Raw genomic sequence first — 18,327 nt, 5'->3', positions numbered from 1 at the left:
CTCAGGCTAGCGGCGGGAGCTGTTCGTCGTGCGGCCCCGCACGATGCCGATGAAGGTGTCGACGCGGTATTGCTCCGAGTCGGTTCGCGCTGGCGCCGGATCGCTCAGCCAGGCCAGCGCGATGCTCGTCGGATCGGCATCGGTCACCTCCCGCGCAACGAGGTCGCGCCTGGCGTGCAGCCGCGCGACCGAGTGCGGCAGCACGATGCTGCCGACGCCGGCAGCGACGAGCTCGAGGGTGTCTTCCACCTGCTGATCGAACGGATGCACCGGCGCACCCAGCTCCCGCACCTCCGCGAGCGACACCGCGTCCGCCGCAGTGATCGCGTGGCCCTTCGCAACGACGACCACCTGTTGCTCGTCGTAGAGCGGTATGGCGTGCACGCCCTCGCGGTCGATCGGAAGCCGCACCAGCGCCATGTCGGCCAGACCGTCGTGGAGCACCGAGACCTGGCCGGGAGCATCGGTACGCACGAGTTCGAGGGGCACTCTGCGCATCCGTTCCTCCCAGATGCGCACCCATTTCGCGGGCGTCACTCCTCGCACATAGGCCAAACGGAAGGGCGTCACATCAACCCACGTTAGCCTTGAACGATGAGCGATCAACTGCAGCCCGGACCCGGCGCGATGAAGCCGGCGACCGCCGCGAAGAAGCTCGGTGTGTACCTTCCGGCGACGCCCGAGGAATTCCAGGCGTCTGCCGTCACGCGGGAACAGTTCGCCGCGCTGCAGTCCGACCCGCCGGAGTGGCTGGTCGAACTCCGCCTGAACGGGCCGCATCCCCGCGATGTCGTCGCCCGCAAGCTCGGTGTCTCCACAAGCGGACTCACCCGTGGCGACGTGACGGATGCCCTCACCACCGACGAGATCCGCTCGCTTCTGGCCGCGCCGCCCCAGTGGCTCGTGCGCGAGCGTTCCACGCAGGCTGCAGTGCGCGCCGAGAACGCCCGCGTGAACAAGCAGAAGGCTGCGGACGCCCGCAAGAAGTCGTAAGCGGGTAGGTCAGACACGCCCCCTAGGCCGAAGCGCTCCTCGCCAGGTACGCAGCCTCGGTGCGGCTCGTCGCACCGAGCTTGCGCAGGATGGCCGAGACGTGCACGCTCGCCGTCTTCGTGCTGATGTAGAGCTTCTCGCCGATCTGCTTGTTGCTGAGCCCTTGGGCGATGAGCTCGAGCACCTGACGTTCGCGGTCGGTCAGTTCGGCGGCGCGACCGACGCGTCCCCTTGTCGTCACCGTGTGTTCTGCCGATGCGTGCACGTCGAGTCCCGCGCGTTGCACGAAGTCATCGAGCCATCCGATGATGAGGCCGGCGCCGAGAATCTCCGCGAGCCGTCGCGACTCAAGGGCTTCTTCGTGCGCCGCCGAGCGATCGGATGCCGCCACGAGCGCCTGCGCAAGGCGGAAGCGAGCATACGGTGCCAAGTAGGCAGGAGCCTCCGATAGCGCACTCGCCGTGACCGCGGCTCGCCAGGCGGCGACATCCAGGCCGTCGTCGGCGAGTTCGGCGTCGAAGAACGGCGACCACACCGCAGCCGTCGGCCAGTCCTGCGCGCTGGCCAGCACCTCTCGCAGCGCGGACTCGGCGCCGCCGAGGTCGATGTGCTCCACGCTCGAGGCGCCGGCCGCGCCGGAGCGCAGCAGGGCGAGCGTACGAGCCGCGTCGGCAAGAAGCGGAAGGTCGTATCCGCTCATGCTGCGGTGGTCACGGAGCAGCACGCTCACCGCCCGCCAGGCCCGTTCCACGTCGCCGAGAGCCAACGCCAGCTCGGCCTCGACGCGGGCAACCCCGAGCCGGGACTGCACCTCGATCTCGCACTGCACCTTCATCATCGGCGCCCAGGTGCGCCACAGTTCTTCTGCGGTGTTCTGCTCACCCTTCCAGGTGAGCAGCCACAGTTTCATGCGCTGCAGATGCACGCGGAAACCTGGTGGCGGCTTCAGTGCGAGGGCCGGCTCGAGCAAGGCGAACGCGTCATCCCAGCGCCCGAGAGCGGACAGCGGTTCGACCGTGTTGGACGCGAGAATGACGCCGCTCGTACGCTGCACTCCCAGTTCTCGTGCCCGCTCGACGCCCGCGTTGCCGATCTGTACGGCGTCGGCGTACCTGCCGATCAGGTGCATCACATCGGACGTGTTCACCCGGTAGCGGAGCATCGCGCCGTCTCGGGTCAAGGCGAGTTCTCTCGCCCGATCGAGATCGACCAGCCCTTGGTCGATGTGGCCACTGCCGACGAGCGAGACTCCACGGATGTTGTGGGCCACGGATTCACGCGACAGCGACCCGGAGGCCTCCGCTCTCGCCAGCGCCTTCGTCGCCACGTCGACGGCGTCGTCGAACCGGGCCTCGAGCATGAGCCGCCCGGCGAGGTCGCCGAGTACGGCCGATGTCGTGTCGGAGCATCCGTTCTCGCCCAGCTCGGCGAGGGCCTGCTCGAGGAGCGCCGTCGACCCCGGCCGGGACAGAGCGGCGAGATACCGAGCCTTGTCGACGAGAAGCCCCGCGTGCTGTTCGGTGTCTGTCGGATCGCTCTCCGCCAACGCGGCGTCGATCAGAGTCAGCGCGCGCTCCGTGTCTCCGGCATCGCGCCAGGCAGCCGACGTGTTCTGCATCAGGGCGGTATGCGACGTGCCAGCGACGGATTCCGGGTCGCTGATCTGCTCCCAGAGTTCGAGTGCGCGCTCACCCATGCGTGTCGCGCGAGCGAAGGCGAACGACTGCCGCGCCTCACGCATGGCATCGAGGCTGGCGGGAAAGGCGCGCGCCGCATCGTGTGCCGCCATGCGGTGCCGCGAGATCTCGTGCGCGACAGGGCGCCCTGCAGCCGCCTGGGTTTCGAGAGCATCTGCAAAAGCACTGTTGTACCGCACCAACTCGCCAGGAAGGACCTCGCCGACCACGGCGGCGCGCACGAGGGCATGGCGGAAGTCGTAGCAGGTCTCCTCGATCACCAGCATGCCGCCGTCGACAGCCGCGCGGATCTGCACCTCGAGCTCGATCGCGGATCCCGAGTAGACGAGATCGAGAAGATCATGGCGAACGCACTGCCCACCCACGGCAAGCAGGCGCAGAAGGTGCTGCGTGCCGTCATCGAGCCGCTCGTAGCGTGCCAGCAGCAGTTCGCGAAGCGTTTCGGGAAGCACGGGGTTCATCCCGGATTCGCCGGAGCCGCGGCCCGCGCCTGCAAGCTCCTCCACGAAGAACGGCACGCCCTCGCTCCGCTCGAACAGATCGTCGATCACGGCGTCGTCGATGGTGCTCTGCACGCCAGGGCTCTGCTCGTCGGCGCTGCCGACGGACGTGATGGCCGCAAGCTGCGCCGCGACTTGGTCGCGAGTGAGCCGCTCGAGCTCCCAGCGCGTCAGTCGGCGCGAACGCTCCAACTCCGGCAGCACGGGACGCAGCGGATGCCCGCGCACGATCTCGTCGCTGCGGTACGTGACGACGATGAGAATTCCTGCGCCCGTCAGCATTCCGACCAAGAATCTCAACAGCTCGATCGTCGACCGGTCCGCCCAGTGGATGTCTTCGATCACGAGCACGAGCCGGTGGTCTCTGGCTACGTTCTCGAGAAGCACCGCGACGAGCTCGTACAACCGCTCCGTTCCGGCGCGCGGCGGCATGCCGTCTGCCGATTCCAGTTCCGGCAGCACGACGGACAACACGGCACGGGCCGGCCCCGCCGCCTCGAGCAGGGCATCGGTGCCGATGACGGAGGCCAGCTGTCGCACGATGGCGGTGAAGGGTGCGTACGCCGCGCTCTCCGTGCCGATGTCGACCGACTTTCCGAGGAGTACCAGCGCATCGCTGTCGACCTCGCGCATGAACTCGCGCACCAGCCTCGTCTTGCCGATGCCCGCCTCTCCCCCGATGGCGACGGCCCGTGGCTCGTCGGCGCTACGCCGGTACTCGGCGCGAAGGGCCTCCAGGTCTGCCTCGCGTCCGATCATGCGGGGGCTGGTGATCGGGGTTCTCACATGACCGATGCTCCCACGAACCACCGACGGCCAGGCGTGTTGACCCGGCGGATCGGTCTCAGCCTGCGACATGCGCGATCCGCAGGGTGCGGCGCACTCCACCGGACCTCGCACGGGCGCTGTGCACGACCGGCTCGCCCGCGTTCACGACCCGCAGGGCCAGAATCTCTCGCTGTGCTCGCTCGCGCTCGAGGGTCACGTAAAGACGCTCCCGATCGGCGTTCAGAGCCGCAGCATATGCGTCGTTGTACATCGTTTCTCCCCTTCGTCTCGCCGTTTTCGTACTGTCGATACTGCCTGGTACCACCGACATTTCAGAGGGTCGAATCGACCCGTGAAACGTCATCTTCCGGCGTGTGCGATCCGCAGTGATCCGGCCTTCCTCCGGCGGGGACTGCGGGCCTTTTCGCCGCGCCGATCGGCATCGGCGGCAACACGCTGCGCGAGGATCTCGCTCTCCCGACGCTCCCGCTCCAGTTGGGCGTAGAGCCGCTCGCGGTCGGCGTTCATGGCCGAAACAAACGCGTCGTTGTACATCGTCTTCACCTTCGTCTTGTGGTTGTGAAGACGATGCTCGCGACTAAGGTAGGGCGTCCGGATCAGGCGGATGCCCTATCTTTCGATCCGCTCGTCGAAGGGCACGCTAAGGGGTCGCGTCACGCGGCATCGCTCAGGAGGGAATCGGGCATGGCAGAGGCGCGCACGCGCATCCTCGCCCAGGCCGTCGGCCACGTGCAGGGCGTCGGATTCCGCTACTCGTGCCTGCTGGTCGCCCGAGAGGCGGGAGTGGCCGGCTGGGTGCGCAATCGTTCGGACGGCAGCGTCGAGGCCGCCTTCGAAGGCTCGCCTGCGGCCGTGGAGGCCATGACGTCGTGGATGCGTCACGGCCCGCGAGGAGCGCGGGTGACAGCTGTCGAACTCACCGCGCAGTCGCCGGAGGGTGCGAGCGGCTTCGAGATCCGCTGAACACCGGGGTTCCGAAGGTCAGCGCCCCCGATAGAACGCCGACAGCGCCGCCGACAGCCGCCCCGGGTCGTCGACGTGGCACAGCTCCCTCGCCGAGTGCATCGAGAGCAGCGCGACACCGACATCCACTGTGCGGATGCCCAGCCGCGTCGCCGTCAGAGGCCCGATGGTCGTTCCGCACGGCACGTCGTTGTTCGACACGAACTCCTGGTACGGCACGTCAGCTGCTGCGCACAGCCGCGACCAGAGCGCAGCGCCGTGGGCATCCGTCGCGTAGCGCTGGTTCGCGTTGATCTTCAGCAGCGGTCCGCCGCCGGCGATCGGCCGGTTGGCAGGGTCGTGCTTCTCGGGATAGTTCGGGTGAACGGCGTGGCCTGCATCTGCCGAGACGCACCACGATGCCGCGAACGCCCGCTTGCGATCCTCGACGTCTGAACCCAGCGCAGTGCCGATGCGAGTGAGTACATCGTCGAGGATCGGTCCGTTCGCGCCAGAGCGCGACTCCGAGCCGAGCTCTTCGTGGTCGAACGCGACGAGCACGCTGATGTGGCCCGAGGACGGCTCCCCGTCGCCGCCAGCCTGCTCCAGCAGCGCGTGCAGGCCGGCGTAGACGGAACTGAGGTTGTCGAGCCTCGGCGAGGCGAAGAGGGTGCCGTCGGCCCCGAACACGTGAGGGGGCTGCGTGTCGCACGTCACCAGGTCGTAGCCCGCGACGTCGGATGCCTCGACCCCGCTTCCCTCGACCACCCGCGCCAGCAGATCGGCCTCGTTCACGTCACCGACGCCCCAGACCGGCGCAGTGTTCCGTTGCTTGTCGAGCTTCAGGCCCTCGCTGTTGACGCCGCGGTCGAGGTGGACGGCCAGCTGCGGAATGCGCAGCAGCGCACCGCTGCGCACGAGGTGCTCCGTACCGTCAGCGGTGACCACCCTGCCCGCCAGTTCGAGCTCGCGGTCCAGCCACGAGTTCAGCAGGGGTCCTCCGTAGACCTCGACGCCTGCTTGCAGCCATCCTGCCGCGCCGGTCGTCGGCATCGGCTTCAGCTTGAATCCCGGCGAGTCCGTGTGCGCACCCACGATGCGGAACGGCGTGGTCGCGTCGGCGTCGGCCGGGATCGCCCAGGCGACGACCGCCCCGTCGCGCACCAGCACTCCGCGCGACCTGACGCCGAGCTCTGCCGCCGGCCAGGCATCCGACTCGTCGACGCGAGAGAATCCGGCCCGTTCGAGCTGCTTCGCGGTCTCTGCCGCCGCGTGATACGACGACGGTGATGCCTGGATGAACGCGCTGAAGCCTTCGAGGTAACCGGATGCCATGGCCCCTATGCTCCCATGCAACGTGGAGGCACCACTTCGGGGCGGGCGTCTTACGCTGACGAACATGACCACCGTGACCGACACCGTGCGCGACATTCCGCTCACCACCATCGACGGCGAGAACACCTCGCTGCGCGCCTTCGACGACAAGGCGCTCCTCATCGTCAACGTCGCTTCCCGCTGCGGGCTCGCGCCCCAGTACGAGAAGCTCGAGGCTCTGCAGGAGCAGTACGGACCCCGTGGGTTCACTGTTCTCGGCTTTCCGAGCAACCAGTTCCTGCAGGAGCTCGGCAGCGAGGACGCCATCAAGGAGTACTGCTCCACCACCTGGGGTGTGACGTTCCCGATGTTCGAGCGCATCAAAGTGAACGGAAAGTCGGCGCATCCTCTCTATCAGGAGCTGAAGAAGACACCGGATGCCTCCGGCAAGGCCGGCCGCGTCACCTGGAACTTCGAGAAGTTCCTGCTGACGCCCGACGGCGAGGTCGTCAGGTTCCGCCCACGCGTTGAGCCCGACGCCCCAGAGGTGATCGACGCCATCGAGGCCGCACTGCCCGCCGCTGCCGCCTGAGCCGGCTCTCGGCTCGACGCCCTAGGCTGTCAGCCGTGAAAGCGCTCCTCCCCGTCGGCATCGTGCTCATCGTGATCGGCCTGTTCGGTGGCTTCGGCTACCAGGTGATCGTCGCGGTCAGCACGGGTTTGCCGACGAGCGGTATCGGCTGGCTGCAGACGACCGGCTTCGTGGTCGCGGCGGGCGGGGCGATCCTGATCGGCGCGTACATCGGCCGTCGGCGCAAGCAGCGCAGGGATGCCGATTCCGGCACCGTCCGCCACTGACCGATCAGCGCGCGTCAGCCCTCGACGAGCGTGATGAACGCGCTCAGTTCTGCGACAGCATCCGGCCAGTGCGGCAGGTATTCGGTGAGTTGCGGCGAATAGATCAGGAATGCCGCCCATTCGGCGCGCGAGATCGCGACGTTGAGCCGGTTCTTCATGATCAGGAATCCCATGCCGCGCGGCGCATCGAGGGCTGACGACGCGGCGAGCGACACGATCGCGATCACCGCTTCCTTGCCCTGGAACTTGTCGACTGTCCCCACCCGCACGCCGTCATGGCCGGCGGCGACGAGCGCGTCGTGCACGCAGCTCAGCTGCGCGTTGTAGGGCGTCACGACGATGATGTCGTCGTCGCGGAGCACACGTTCCCCGCCGCCCGACCGCCAACGTCGTCCGACCAGGTCGCCGACGAGCACCACGACGCGCTCGGCCTCGACCTGCGACGACGTGGAATCGCCGTCGTGGTCGACCGGAACCGGGTGCAGGCCAGGGTCGATGCTCTCGAGATACCGGGCGGCGGCATCCGGATGCGCCTGAAGCCTGCCCTCGTACGACAGCAGCGACACGGGTTCGGCGAGCGCCGGATGCATGCGCCTGGTCTGGGGCAAGAAGAAGCCGAGCTCGGCGGGGAGCACGTCGTGCCCGGCACTGATCCAGCCGAGGGCCGACTGGTCGACGGGCTCGGGATGCAGCCCCTGACTCACCTGAGGCAGCTGCTGCGGATCGCCGAGCAGAAGCAGATTGCGTGCGGCGACCGCGGCGGCCGTCGTCGACGCGAGCGAGAACTGACCCGCCTCATCGATCACGAGCAGATCGAGGCTGCGAAAGATCACCCTGGCCGGGTTGCTGAAGTCCCACGCTGTTCCACCGACCACGAACCCGGTGTCGGTGTGGTCGAGCGCGAAGTCGAGCTGCCCGTCCTTGGGGAGCGCCGTGAACGGCGAAGAGGGGTCTGGATCGGTTCCGCTCTGCGGCACCTTGCCGACCAGTGACCCGTCGAGCTGGGCCGTGGTCACGACGCCGGAGAGCAGGTTCTCCACGACAGCGTGGGACTGGGCGACGACGCCGATCTTCCAGCCCTTGTCGCGCACCAACGAGGCGATCACGTGAGCGCCCAGATACGTCTTGCCGGTTCCGGGCGGTCCCTGCACGGCGAGGTAGGAGTCGTCGAGCGACGCGACGGCATCCGTCACCACCTGAACAAGCGAATCGGCGGATGCCCGTGCCGCGCGCTGCGCAACCGACTCACCGTGCACTCGCGGCGGAACGCGCCGCAGCAGATCGGTCACCGGGTCTCGCGGCCACTCCGGCTGTGCGTCGACGATCGATTGCGCCCACGACCGGATGGCCACGTCCTGCGAACCCGCTCGGGGTGGTGGTCCCGGCGTCAGGGCGCTCGGCAGCACGGAGTAAGGATCGGCCTCGGCGGGCAGCGTCTCTTCGATCAGCACCCAGTCGTCGCCGACCTCGACGGTCGTGACCTGTTTCACGCTCCGCGCACCAGGTTCACCGCCGAACGCCGGGAAGGGGCCGGGGAATTCGTAGACCGCGAAGCGTTCGGCCCGCGCCTTCATCGTGCTGCCCGGCGCGAATTGCCCGTGCAGCCGGATCAGCCTGCGATCGACGCGCTGCCCGGGATCGCGGTACCAGTCCCGCTCCACGACGCCGCCGTCGACGACGAACACGTCCCTGGTGTTCGCCCAGGCCTCGATCGGTTCTACCAGTCGGGCGAAATGACTCCACCAGAAGCTCTTCTGCTCGCGGCGGTGATAGTCAAGTGTGGCAGCGGCGAACGCCGCAGCCGTCTCGTCGGCGCCGCGGGTGTGCGTGGCGTCGGCGGCGGTCTCGTGCGGTACTGCAGCCTCCCCGGCGAGCGCGAGCAGATCGTCGCGCAACGTCGACGGCTCGAGTTCCTGCACGGGGCGCTCCGGTGCGGGGAGCCCGATCGGCACCCCGGCATCCGTCGCCTGCCGCAGCAGGTAGTCGCGCAGCCGAAGCGTGGAAAGGCAGTCGTACTCGTTGTAATCGGCGATCGCGTCGAGCATCCGCTGGCCCGTCTCGATGTCGCCCGTCAGCATCAGTCTGCGCGCCGCCGCATACTCCTCGATCGAGGTTCCCGCGTCTTGCACCTCGCCCGTGCGCAGTTGATCGCCCATGTACAGCGGCTCGAGCTTCTTGATCGAGTACGACCTCGATCCCACCCGAAGCGTCTTGCGCACCATCGGGTAAAGATCGACGAGCACGTTGTCGCGCAGCAGGTCGTCGACGGCGTCTTCGCCGACGCCGTGTCTGGCCGCGAGCTGCAGCAGGTGAGTGCGCTCGTACGAGGCGTAGTGATAGATGTGCATCCGTGGATGCTCGCGCCTGCGCCGCGCGACATCGTCGAGGAACGCGATCAGCGCCTCCCGCTCCTCGGCGAACGTGTGCGCCCAGAACGGCACGAAGACGCCGTCCGTCTGCAGCACCCCGAACAGGTAGTCGATTCCCCATTGCCCCTCGAAGGCCGGCTCGGTATAGAGCGGATCGCCCTCGAAATCGAAGAAGACGTCGCCTGCATCGGGCTCGGGCAGCACTGCGAGCGCCGGCGCGTTGTAGACCCGCACCGGAGGCGGACTGCCGGGGACCGCATCCAGTTGCAGCCGCGCCTGCTCGCTCTGCGCGTCGAGCGTCGTCGTGGCGATGCCCTCGACCGCGGTTCCGCTCGGCCTGGCGGCCAGATCGTCGATGGTACGGATGCCCGCAGCCAGCAACCGCGGCCGCTGCGTCACCCGCACCCCGGCCACCAGCAGCACGTCCCGGTTCGCCTCGACCTCCTCGGCACACGTGTCGCAACGCCCGCATGCGACGAATCGCTCGTCGCCCCACTGCACCATCGCGCCGTCCGACAGATGTTCCCGCACGATCTGATGCAGCCGTGCGATGCGTTTGCGGTAGACCGGCACGATGTCGGCCAGGCGGTGGTTGCTCACGCTTCCGTCGCCGAGTAGCAGTCTGACCTCGTCGGCCGGTTCGACGCCGATGCGTTCCAGCTGCTCGGCGTACGCCGCGACCTGCAGCAGCGCGGTCACCTTGGCCCGCCTGGCGAGCTTGGTGTCTTCGACCCGGTACCTGCCGTCCGGCTCGCACACGATGAAGTCGGCGTAGCCGACGAACGCGAACGACGTCTGCTGCGATGGCGTCGAACCGCCGTCGAACGCGTCGAAGAACACCCCTTGATAGACGACAGGTGCGCCGGCGCGGAACGCCTCGGCTGTGGCCTGGGCTGCGGCGGCCAGCCCTTCGGCGTCCGGATGCTCGGGGCGCTCGAAACGCGCGACACCTTCGCCGAACTGCTCGATGTACCGGTCGAGCACCCTGTGTTCGTGCTCGTCGCCGAGACGCGAGGTGCGCTCGAGCATCGCGTCGATGGGTCGAACGACCCGTGGTCCCCAGCCGAGCCGGCCGTCGAGTCTGCGCAGAAAGTCGAACTCGCACGTCGAGGCCGTCGTGAGGTCGCTCGGGCTGAGAACCACCGTGCCGTCGTCGAGCAGGAACATGCGGCAACGCTAGCGCGCACGACCGTCATCGCGACGGTCAGCGACCGCCCTCGATGCGGCGGTGGCGCTGCTGAACGCCAGGCCCACCGTAGGGGTATGGCTCGACACGCGGTGCGCTCGCTTCGCCGAGAGCAGCCAGCTGCTCGGCGGTCAGCTCCACGTCCCCTGCTCCCAGGTTGTCGCGCAACTGCTCGAGAGTGCGCGCACCCAGGATGACGCTGGTCACCGCGGGCTGCGCGAGAAGCCACGCCAGCGCGACCTGCGACCGCGACGCGCCGAGCACGTCGGCGATCTCGGTGACGACGTCGAGGATGCGCCATGTGCGCGGATCGTCGTTGCGGGCCCGCCAGGCCTCCATGCCGCGCTCGGGATTCTCGCCGAGCCGGGTGGATCCCGTCGGCGGAACATCGCGCTCGTACTTTCCGCTCAGCCATCCGCCTCCCAGCGGGGACCACGGCAGCAGGCCGACTCCCGCGTCGAGCGCCGCCGGCACGATCTCGTGCTCGATGCCGCGCACGATGAGGTTGTACTGCGGCTGCAGCGTGACGGGCTCGGCCCAGCCGTGCGCCCTGGCGACGTGCACGGCCTTGGTCAGCTGCCAGCCGGTGAAGTTCGAGAAGCCGTAGTAGTTGATCTTGCCTGCTGTGATCGCGTCGTTCAGAAATCGGAGCGTCTCGTCGATCGGCGTGAGGGCATCCGATGCGTGCAGCTGGTAGAGGTCGATCGTCTCGACGCCCAGGCGCCGCAGCGACGCGTCGAGCGCCCGGGCGAGGTGACGCCGTGAGAGTCCGAGATCGTTCGGTCCCTCCCCCATCGGAAACCGTCCCTTGGTGGCGATGACCACCTGTTCGGCCTCGCTGGGGTGCGCCGCCAGCCATCTGCCGACGATCTCTTCCGAGACGCCGTCGCTGTAGACATCCGCGGTGTCGATGAAGTTGCCGCCTGCGGCGACGAATGCGTCGAGGATGGCGTGGGATGCCTCCTCGCTCGCCTCGTTGCCGAACGTCATGGTTCCCAGCGTGAGCTGCGAGACGGCTGTCCCGCTGCGGCCAAGTGTGCGGTAGAGCATGGTTCTCCCTGTCAGGTGGGTCGTCTCGTCATGAGGCGAACCCCTCGTAGTACTCGATCTTGTGCTGGATGTGTTCGAGCGCCTGCTGCTGGCGACGGATGTCTTGCAGCACCCTCTCGCGATGCCCGCGCAGGATCGCGAGGCGCTCTGCCTCTGTGCCGTCGCCCTCGCGCGCCAGTTCGACGAACGCGCGAACGGCCCTGATCGGCATGCCCGTCTGCCGCAGGCACTTGATGACGTCGATCGATTCCAGATCGACGTCGGTGTATGCGCGGCGGCCCGCAGCATCGCGGCCGACGGGCGAGAGGATGTCGGCGCGCTCCCAATAGCGCAGGGTCTCGGCCGGGATGCCCAGGTTCGCCGCCACCTGGCCCGGCGTCATCGTGGTCATGTCACCATGGTGACTGCTGGAGCGCGCTCCGGGTCAAATCCTTCGGAATACGTTGCGGCTCATCGTGACGCCTCGTCGTGACGTCTCAGGCGACGAGGTCCTCGTCGACCGCCTCGTCGGTGACGGAAAACTCGAGCGGTGCGGATGCCGCCGCTTCCCGCCGCCACCGCCGCCATCCGTACGTTCCTGCGACGACGATCAGCACGGAGGCCGCCGCAGTCGGCCACGACGACGCCGCAGCCGCGAGCACCATGGAGACGATCCCCGAGCCGATCACGGCCCACCATCCGATGACGAGGCTGCGGGCGAGCGCCGCAACCTGCACGAACACCGCTGCGACGATGACCGCCGAGCCCCACGCCACCGAATCGTCGGACTGATCCGTCAGGGCGTAGGCGGCGACGACCGTCACGATCGCGAACAGCACGACGCCATAGGCGATCTCTCGACTCTCGGCTCTGCGTGGGCGATCGATACCGCCCGCGCGTCGCACCTGCCACCCGTACGCGCACAGCAGGGCGAGCACGAAGCGGATGCCGGCATCCACGAACCGCCCGTCGGCGAGCGCCTCCACGCCGAACAGCACAGCTGCGATGGCGGCCGTCGGCCAGGCCCAGCGCAGACCGCGTGCCACCGTGACGAGACCGCCGACATAGGCGACGATGCCCAGCAGTGTCATCAGCGTGACGTCCTCGGAGCCGACCGTCGCCAGCGGCGAGGTGAGCACGTCGAGCACAGCGGGCATGGATGCCTTTCTCGACGGGCCTGCGGGAGCTACCCATTGTGCCGTGAACGAGGTTCGAGGGAGGCCTGCTGGGCGGCTGCCGGGCGACTCCTGGGGGAATCGTTATCGACGTGAGACACACGGTGTCGGTCGATTCGCACCCCCTCGGCCGCCGTCGTACTCTGGTCGCACGCGTACCCGCACCGGCACTTCGGCTGCGGGTGGGGAGACGTAGAACCGGGAGCAGCTGAGGGGGCGGATGACGGACATGGACGTCGAACGACGGTATCCGGTCAGCCTCGAAGTGCTGCGTCAAGAGGCCAGGGACGAGCTGGCCGCCGTGGTCGAATTCCGCTGCAGGCTCGGCGACGATCCGTGGGATTTCCTGCCCGATCTGCCGACCGTGGACGAACAGGTGGTGCTGACGCTGCGCGAGGAGACCATCGAGGCGCACGACCTGAGAGAAGCCCGTTCGCGCGCTTATCACCCGTCGGCGCCACGCCAGGACAGGGAGCGGTTCGAGTATCAGCTGCTGCGCAGGGTCGCGCTGGATCACCCCGAACTGTCGCTGGCGGTCTGGGGCATGCTCGGTCGGCTGAACGCCGCATAGCCACGCGTCGTCGACCAACCGATCGATGACGCACTGGGGCCGACCGGTCGATCCGCTCCGTGCCCGCTCTCGCGACGCTGTAGTCATGACTGAGACATACACTTCACGCTCTGCCCGTCAGGATGCCGACGTCGCGCGCCGCGCCGCGTTCCGTCCCGCGGTCATCCTCGTCACCGCCTTCCTCGCCATCAGCGCGGCGATGATGGCCTTCCTCGCCGTCGCGACCTCGATCGGGATCGGGATCGACATCGCCATCTGGATCCGCTGCTCCCTCGTCTTCGGCAGCGCGATCGTGCTGCTGGTGTTCACCGTGGGAACGTCGCGCGGTTCACGCGCTTCGTGGATCCGACTGCGCATCGTCAGCCCGATCATCGTGGTCGCCGTGATCGTGATCGTGTCGATCCCCGGGTTCCTGCCTGATTGGGTGCGCATCGAGCAAGCAGTCTGCGGGCTGCTGGTGCTGCCCGTCGCGATCATGGCCAACCTCCCGCGCATGGCCGCCCACTTTCCCCGGCACGCGTAGGGTCGAATCATGGTCGACCCGCGCTGGCGCAGCGTTCTCACGGTCGCGCCGTACGCGGTGCTGGCGTTACTGACCGCCTTCGCCCTCGCGACGCAGTGGGGCGACTGGGGGCGGGTCATCCCGCAGCTCGTACTCCTGGTCGTGTACGGGCTATGGGTGCTGACGCTGCGCGACCTGCGGATGCCGTGGCGCGACGGGCCGGCGACCGTGGCCGTGTTCATCACGGGCGCCATCGCGATCAACTTCGCGCTTGTGCTCGTCGACAGCTGGTTCGCGTTCCTCACCATCGCGACGTTCTCGTTCGCCTACTCGATGGTCGAATGGCCAGGGGATCTTGTCGCCGTCGCCGCGACGGCGGTCGTTGCGGGGTACGCGCAGGCATCCGGCTTCGACGACGACCCGGCGGGCATCGTCGGCAAAGCGGTGGTGATCCTGCTCAACATCACGGTGATGTGCGGACTCTCCTGGGGCCTGCGGCTGGCGCAGAAACAGCAGGAACGGGCGGCGACGGATGCCGCGACAGCAGCGGAGCGCGCACGTCTCGCCCGCGAGATCCACGACACGCTCGCCCAGGGTTTCACGGGCGTCGTGACGCAGCTGCAAGCGGCGGAGCAGGCACCGGACGAAGAGTCACGACGACACCACACCGACGCAGCGCTCGCACTCGCCCGCGACGGGCTCGCCGAGGCGCGGCGTTCGATGCAGGCACTGCGTCCGGCAGCGCTCGAGGCCGGCGGGCTGTCCGAGGCGATCGCCGCCGTCGCGCGCCGATGGTCGGAGCGCACGGGCATCCCCGCCGAGCTGCACACCGAGGGCGCCAGGCGAACGCTGCCGACGGACGTCGAGGTGGCACTCCTGCGCACCGCCCAGGAGGCGCTCGCGAACGTCGAGCGCCACGCGCACGCCAACAAGGTCGTCTTGACGCTCCGACACGATGAGCACGGCGCACGCCTGGAGGTACGCGACGACGGGCGCGGCTTCGACGTCACGGCGCAGCGACCCGACACCGTCGACGGCGGCTACGGACTCATCGCCATGCGCGAGCGCATCGAAGCACTCGCGGGCGACCTGGTCGTCGAGACCGTGCGGGGCAGAGGCACCGCCATCCGAGCGGAGGTTCCGGCATGAGCCCGGTGAGACTTCTCGTCGTCGACGACCACCCCGTCGTACGCGACGGCATCGTCGGCATGGTCTCCTCCGACCCCGACATCGAGGTCGTCGGCGAGGCATCCGACGGCGGTGAGGCCATCCGCCTCGCCCTGGGTCTGGAACCCGACGTGGTGCTGATGGACCTGCGGATGCCCGGCACCGACGGCGTCAGCGCGATCCGCGAGCTCGCACGCCTCGGCGTGCCCAGCCGGGTCGTCGTGCTCACCACCTACGACGCCGACTCCGATGTGCTCCCCGCCATCGAGGCCGGCGCGACCGGATACCTGCTGAAGGATGCCCCGCGCGACGAGCTCGTGCGCGCCGTGCACGCCGCGGCGCTCGGCCGCACCTCGCTCGCGTCGTCGGTCGCCTCGCGGCTGATCGACAGGGTGCGCTCGCCGGAGGCGAGCCTGCTCAGCCCGCGCGAACTGCAGGTTCTGGCCCTCGTCGCCGACGGAGCGACGAACCGTCAGGCCGGCGTGCGGCTGCACGTCAGCGAAGCGACGGTGAAGACGCACCTGCTCAGCATCTACGCCAAGCTCGGGGTTTCGGACCGCGCCGCCGCGGTCGCGGAGGGATTCCGGCGCGGGCTGCTCGGCCTCTCGCCGTCTGACTCCCCCGGCGCACGGTGACGAGTCTGCCGATTTCGCGTGGCATTCACGAGCCGGACAGTTTGCGATGATCGAATGATGTCGTGACTGTGCGCACGGCGGAGTATCCCCGACCCGACCACTTCCTGGTCCACATCAGCGACACGCATCTGCTGGCGGACAGCGGACGCCTCTACGACCGCGTCGACTCGGCCGAGCACCTGAGCCGGGTTCTCGACGAGCTCTCGGCATCCCGCGGACGTCCTGAGGCGATCGTCTTCACCGGCGATCTCGCCGACAAGGGCGAGCCGGATGCCTACCGACAGCTGCGCGAACTCGTCGAGCCAGTCGCCGCCGAGCTCGGCACCCAGGTGATCTGGGTGATGGGGAATCACGACGACCGCGCATCGTTCCGCGCCGAGCTGTTCGGCGAGGTCCCGACCATGCGACCGGTCGACAGGTCGTACGACATCGGCGGGCTCCGGCTGATCACGATCGACAGCACCGTGCCGGGGGCGCACCACGGCGAACTGACAGGCGAACAGCTCGACTGGCTGGCCGAGGAACTCGCCTCGCCCGCCCCGCACGGGACGATCCTCGCGATGCACCATCCGCCCGTTCCGAGCGTGCTCGACCTCGCGGTGAGCGTCGAGCTGCGCGACCAGGCTGGACTGGCCGAGGTGCTCGAGGGCTCGGATGTGCGCAGCATCCTCGCGGGCCATCTGCACTATTCGTCGACCGCGACGTTCGCGGGCATCCCGGTGTCGGTAGCGAGCGCCACCTGCTACACCCAGGATCTGAACGTGCCCGTCGGAGGTACCCGCGGGCAGGACGGTGCGAGGGCGTTCAACCTGGTGCACGTCTACCCGACGACCGTGCTGCACTCCGTGGTTCCGGCCGGGCAGTACGCGGCGCTGGACTACATCGACGCCGACGAGAGCGCGAGCAGGTTGCGCGGGGAAGGCATCCGCATCGCCGATCGCGTCAATCCGCCGGTGCTGGCCGAACCGCCGATGACCATGCCGGTCGCCGTCCCCGCCTGAGCTGTCACGAAGCGAGAGCGCTCAGCGCTCCCAGGGGGCGGGGATCGGGAAGTAGCGCTCGAGAAAGTCCGTCACCGTCGCGATGCGCTGCTCGTCGGAGACCTCAGGACTGCTGCCGTCGTTGAGGCAGAACATGTCCTGATCCCGCCGGTGCAGCAACCGCGCCATCTGGCCTTCGGCACGCGCCAGCGTCGTCTCGATGTACTGCACCCTCGCCTGGGTCTGCTCGACCGCGTGGCCCTTGAGCAGGGCGTAGTAGTGGTACAGCGAATTCGTCACCGAGATGTCGGTGGCCGAGCGGAAGCGACTCGCTGCGGTGCGGGCGAAGTCGTCTGCGAACTCCCGCTCGAGGTCGAACGAGACCCTCGTGCTGAACGGTGCCGCGCAGTGCTCGAGGTGTCTGGTGATCACCCGGCCGAAGCGCTCCCGCAGCAACCGCCGGTTCACCCTGGCGGAGTTCTCGAACCCGCTGCGCCACTCGGCGTTCTCGCCGAGACCGATGCGGGTGGCCGCCTGCACGAACTTCGTGACCCCGCCTGGCGAGAAGAACAGCGCAGGCGACGCAGGACGGCCGAAGAACATGTCGTCGTTCGAATACAAGAAGTGATCAGCGAGGCCTGGAATGCGGTGCAACTGCGACTCGACCGCCTGGGAGTTGTGCGTCGGCAAGACGGACGTGTCGGCGAAGAACTCCTCGCTGCGCACGATCGAGACCTGCGGATGCTCGGCGAGCCAGTACGGTCGATCGGAATCGGTGGCGATGTAGATGTGGCGCACCCACGGGGCGAACAGGTGCACGCTGCGCAGTGCGTACTTCAGCTCGTCGATCTGCCGGTACCTGGCAGGTGAATCGTCGCCCTCGCCGACCACGTACGACCTCATGCGTTCGGCTCGCGCGCGCTGGTATTCCTCGCTCGACCCGTCGACCCACGAGAACACCATGTCGATCTCGAAGTCGACAGCTTCAACCGACGGCGCGAACATGTTCTGCAGCGTCGGCCAGGTGCGGCCGAAGAGCTGTACCTCGTCGTCGATCGCCTCGACGAGCGGCAGGCGCTCTCTGGTCAGGGCGTTGGCTCGCGGAGCGACGATCTCGTTGTCGCCGAACCGCCAGAACTCCAGCTGGAACGCACTCGCAGGACCGTATCTCAGTCGGCCGATGGGCTCGATTCGCGGCCGGTACAGGCTGAAGACCGACCCGCGGTGCTTGCTGCGCAGCCCGCCATCGGCGAGCAGTGCAGCACCGCCACGGTCCTTCTCGAGCGGCTTCGCATAGAACGGCTCGTTCGCGAAGGCGGTCGAGAGCGCCCTGTCGACCGCCTTGCGCGCCGCCCTGGCGATGGCGAGCACCGGACGGTCGTCGCCGCCGCGGATGAGCAGATAGCGGATGCCTGCTGCATCGAACGCGTCGCGCACCGCCAGAAGGTCCTCGATCATGCTCTCGCGGGGCGTGAGGAACGTGTTCCGCAGCGCGTACGCGTCGTTCCGCAGCACGATGTCGTCACGGTCGAACCGCTTCATGCGCCCGGGAATCGAGACGATGACGGGCTCCGGCTCGCCACTCACGGACGGACCCGTCACATGATCGAATTGCGGCAT

At 68.2% G+C, this 18,327-nt stretch carries 19 protein-coding genes; 9 read left to right on the top strand and 10 right to left on the bottom strand.

The features are described from left to right. Positions 1-6: 6 nt before the first annotated feature. A complete protein-coding gene (locus MJ603_RS11865; protein WP_243063938.1) occupies positions 7-537 on the bottom strand; it encodes a LysR family transcriptional regulator substrate-binding protein in 531 nt (176 codons plus the stop codon). Positions 538-627: 90 nt separating this feature from the next. On the opposite strand from MJ603_RS11865, the gene MJ603_RS11860 reads away from it, so the two are divergent. Further along, positions 628-993 (top strand): DUF5997 family protein, encoded by a 366-nt coding sequence (locus tag MJ603_RS11860; RefSeq protein WP_243064266.1) that lies wholly within the window; start codon positions 628-630, stop codon positions 991-993. A gap of 22 nt (positions 994-1,015) precedes the next feature. On the opposite strand, the gene MJ603_RS18585 is transcribed toward MJ603_RS11860, so the two are convergent. The 3 genes from MJ603_RS18585 to MJ603_RS11840 all read right to left on the bottom strand — a co-directional run bounded on the left by MJ603_RS18585 (position 1,016) and on the right by MJ603_RS11840 (position 4,513). Continuing rightward, a complete protein-coding gene (locus tag MJ603_RS18585; RefSeq protein ID WP_308220594.1) occupies positions 1,016-3,976 on the bottom strand; it encodes an AAA family ATPase in 2,961 nt (986 codons plus the stop codon). A 58-nt stretch (positions 3,977-4,034) separates the two neighbouring features. Continuing rightward, entirely contained in the window at positions 4,035-4,229 is a 195-nt protein-coding gene (locus tag MJ603_RS11845) for a hypothetical protein (RefSeq protein WP_243063937.1), read from the bottom strand. Between the two features lie 89 nt (positions 4,230-4,318). Then, positions 4,319-4,513: a hypothetical protein gene (locus MJ603_RS11840; protein WP_243063936.1), complete on the bottom strand. Its 195-nt coding sequence runs from the start codon at positions 4,511-4,513 to the stop codon at positions 4,319-4,321. A gap of 150 nt (positions 4,514-4,663) precedes the next feature. Between MJ603_RS11840 and MJ603_RS11835 the strand changes: the two genes are divergently transcribed. After that, the gene (locus MJ603_RS11835) at positions 4,664-4,942 is read left to right on the top strand and encodes an acylphosphatase (protein ID WP_243063935.1); all 279 of its coding nucleotides are present in this window, start codon (positions 4,664-4,666) and stop codon (positions 4,940-4,942) included. Positions 4,943-4,960: 18 nt separating this feature from the next. On the opposite strand, the gene MJ603_RS11830 is transcribed toward MJ603_RS11835, so the two are convergent. Then, positions 4,961-6,256: a M18 family aminopeptidase gene (locus MJ603_RS11830; RefSeq protein WP_243063934.1), complete on the bottom strand. Its 1,296-nt coding sequence runs from the start codon at positions 6,254-6,256 to the stop codon at positions 4,961-4,963. A gap of 64 nt (positions 6,257-6,320) precedes the next feature. Here MJ603_RS11830 and MJ603_RS11825 point away from each other — a divergent pair, with 64 nt between their 5' ends. Both MJ603_RS11825 and MJ603_RS11820 read left to right on the top strand, forming a co-directional pair. Continuing rightward, the gene (locus MJ603_RS11825; protein WP_243063933.1) at positions 6,321-6,827 is read left to right on the top strand and encodes a glutathione peroxidase; all 507 of its coding nucleotides are present in this window, start codon (positions 6,321-6,323) and stop codon (positions 6,825-6,827) included. A 35-nt stretch (positions 6,828-6,862) separates the two neighbouring features. Then, complete coding sequence (locus tag MJ603_RS11820; RefSeq protein WP_243063932.1) at positions 6,863-7,093, top strand: hypothetical protein; 231 nt, start codon at positions 6,863-6,865, stop codon at positions 7,091-7,093. A 14-nt stretch (positions 7,094-7,107) separates the two neighbouring features. On the opposite strand, the gene MJ603_RS11815 is transcribed toward MJ603_RS11820, so the two are convergent. The 4 genes from MJ603_RS11815 to MJ603_RS11800 all read right to left on the bottom strand — a co-directional run bounded on the left by MJ603_RS11815 (position 7,108) and on the right by MJ603_RS11800 (position 12,834). Continuing rightward, a complete protein-coding gene (locus MJ603_RS11815) occupies positions 7,108-10,629 on the bottom strand; it encodes a bifunctional RecB family nuclease/DEAD/DEAH box helicase (RefSeq protein ID WP_243063931.1) in 3,522 nt (1,173 codons plus the stop codon). A 37-nt stretch (positions 10,630-10,666) separates the two neighbouring features. After that, entirely contained in the window at positions 10,667-11,698 is a 1,032-nt protein-coding gene (locus tag MJ603_RS11810; protein ID WP_243063930.1) for an aldo/keto reductase, read from the bottom strand. 28 nt (positions 11,699-11,726) lie between these two features. Next, positions 11,727-12,089: a MerR family transcriptional regulator gene (locus MJ603_RS11805; protein ID WP_243063929.1), complete on the bottom strand. Its 363-nt coding sequence runs from the start codon at positions 12,087-12,089 to the stop codon at positions 11,727-11,729. An 85-nt stretch (positions 12,090-12,174) separates the two neighbouring features. Further along, entirely contained in the window at positions 12,175-12,834 is a 660-nt protein-coding gene (locus MJ603_RS11800) for a nicotinamide mononucleotide transporter family protein (RefSeq protein ID WP_243063928.1), read from the bottom strand. Between the two features lie 238 nt (positions 12,835-13,072). Here MJ603_RS11800 and MJ603_RS11795 point away from each other — a divergent pair, with 238 nt between their 5' ends. The 5 genes from MJ603_RS11795 to MJ603_RS11775 all read left to right on the top strand — a co-directional run bounded on the left by MJ603_RS11795 (position 13,073) and on the right by MJ603_RS11775 (position 16,728). Next, entirely contained in the window at positions 13,073-13,423 is a 351-nt protein-coding gene (locus MJ603_RS11795; protein ID WP_243063927.1) for a hypothetical protein, read from the top strand. Positions 13,424-13,508: 85 nt separating this feature from the next. Further along, a complete protein-coding gene (locus tag MJ603_RS11790) occupies positions 13,509-13,946 on the top strand; it encodes a hypothetical protein (RefSeq protein ID WP_243063926.1) in 438 nt (145 codons plus the stop codon). Between the two features lie 9 nt (positions 13,947-13,955). After that, positions 13,956-15,074 (top strand): sensor histidine kinase, encoded by a 1,119-nt coding sequence (locus MJ603_RS11785; RefSeq protein WP_243063925.1) that lies wholly within the window; start codon positions 13,956-13,958, stop codon positions 15,072-15,074. Beyond that, positions 15,071-15,727 carry a response regulator transcription factor gene (locus MJ603_RS11780; protein WP_243063924.1) on the top strand — a complete coding sequence of 219 codons (657 nt, stop codon included), beginning with the start codon at positions 15,071-15,073 and terminating at the stop codon, positions 15,725-15,727. Before MJ603_RS11785 ends, MJ603_RS11780 begins: the two co-directional genes overlap by 4 nt. A gap of 62 nt (positions 15,728-15,789) precedes the next feature. Further along, a complete protein-coding gene (locus MJ603_RS11775) occupies positions 15,790-16,728 on the top strand; it encodes a phosphodiesterase (RefSeq protein ID WP_243063923.1) in 939 nt (312 codons plus the stop codon). A gap of 21 nt (positions 16,729-16,749) precedes the next feature. On the opposite strand, the gene MJ603_RS11770 is transcribed toward MJ603_RS11775, so the two are convergent. Next, a complete protein-coding gene (locus MJ603_RS11770; RefSeq protein ID WP_243063922.1) occupies positions 16,750-18,327 on the bottom strand; it encodes a stealth family protein in 1,578 nt (525 codons plus the stop codon).

The sequence above is a fragment of the Humibacter sp. RRB41 genome (genome assembly GCF_022761015.1).
GTDB lineage: Bacteria > Actinomycetota > Actinomycetes > Actinomycetales > Microbacteriaceae > Humibacter.
This window is presented reverse-complemented; position numbering and strand designations above follow the sequence as displayed.

Coding starts and splice junctions, on each gene's coding strand:
- MJ603_RS11860 (WP_243064266.1), top strand. CDS start 628: ATGAAGCCGGCGACCGCCGCGAAGAAGCTCGGTGTGTACCTTCCGGCG.
- MJ603_RS11845 (WP_243063937.1), bottom strand. CDS start 4,229: ATGTACAACGACGCATATGCTGCGGCTCTGAACGCCGATCGGGAGCGT.
- MJ603_RS11840 (WP_243063936.1), bottom strand. CDS start 4,513: ATGTACAACGACGCGTTTGTTTCGGCCATGAACGCCGACCGCGAGCGG.
- MJ603_RS11835 (WP_243063935.1), top strand. CDS start 4,664: ATGGCAGAGGCGCGCACGCGCATCCTCGCCCAGGCCGTCGGCCACGTG.
- MJ603_RS11830 (WP_243063934.1), bottom strand. CDS start 6,256: ATGGCATCCGGTTACCTCGAAGGCTTCAGCGCGTTCATCCAGGCATCA.
- MJ603_RS11825 (WP_243063933.1), top strand. CDS start 6,321: ATGACCACCGTGACCGACACCGTGCGCGACATTCCGCTCACCACCATC.
- MJ603_RS11815 (WP_243063931.1), bottom strand. CDS start 10,629: ATGTTCCTGCTCGACGACGGCACGGTGGTTCTCAGCCCGAGCGACCTC.
- MJ603_RS11810 (WP_243063930.1), bottom strand. CDS start 11,698: ATGCTCTACCGCACACTTGGCCGCAGCGGGACAGCCGTCTCGCAGCTC.
- MJ603_RS11805 (WP_243063929.1), bottom strand. CDS start 12,089: ATGACCACGATGACGCCGGGCCAGGTGGCGGCGAACCTGGGCATCCCG.
- MJ603_RS11800 (WP_243063928.1), bottom strand. CDS start 12,834: ATGCCCGCTGTGCTCGACGTGCTCACCTCGCCGCTGGCGACGGTCGGC.
- MJ603_RS11795 (WP_243063927.1), top strand. CDS start 13,073: ATGACGGACATGGACGTCGAACGACGGTATCCGGTCAGCCTCGAAGTG.
- MJ603_RS11790 (WP_243063926.1), top strand. CDS start 13,509: ATGACTGAGACATACACTTCACGCTCTGCCCGTCAGGATGCCGACGTC.
- MJ603_RS11785 (WP_243063925.1), top strand. CDS start 13,956: ATGGTCGACCCGCGCTGGCGCAGCGTTCTCACGGTCGCGCCGTACGCG.
- MJ603_RS11780 (WP_243063924.1), top strand. CDS start 15,071: ATGAGCCCGGTGAGACTTCTCGTCGTCGACGACCACCCCGTCGTACGC.
- MJ603_RS11770 (WP_243063922.1), bottom strand. CDS start 18,327: ATGCCGCAATTCGATCATGTGACGGGTCCGTCCGTGAGTGGCGAGCCG.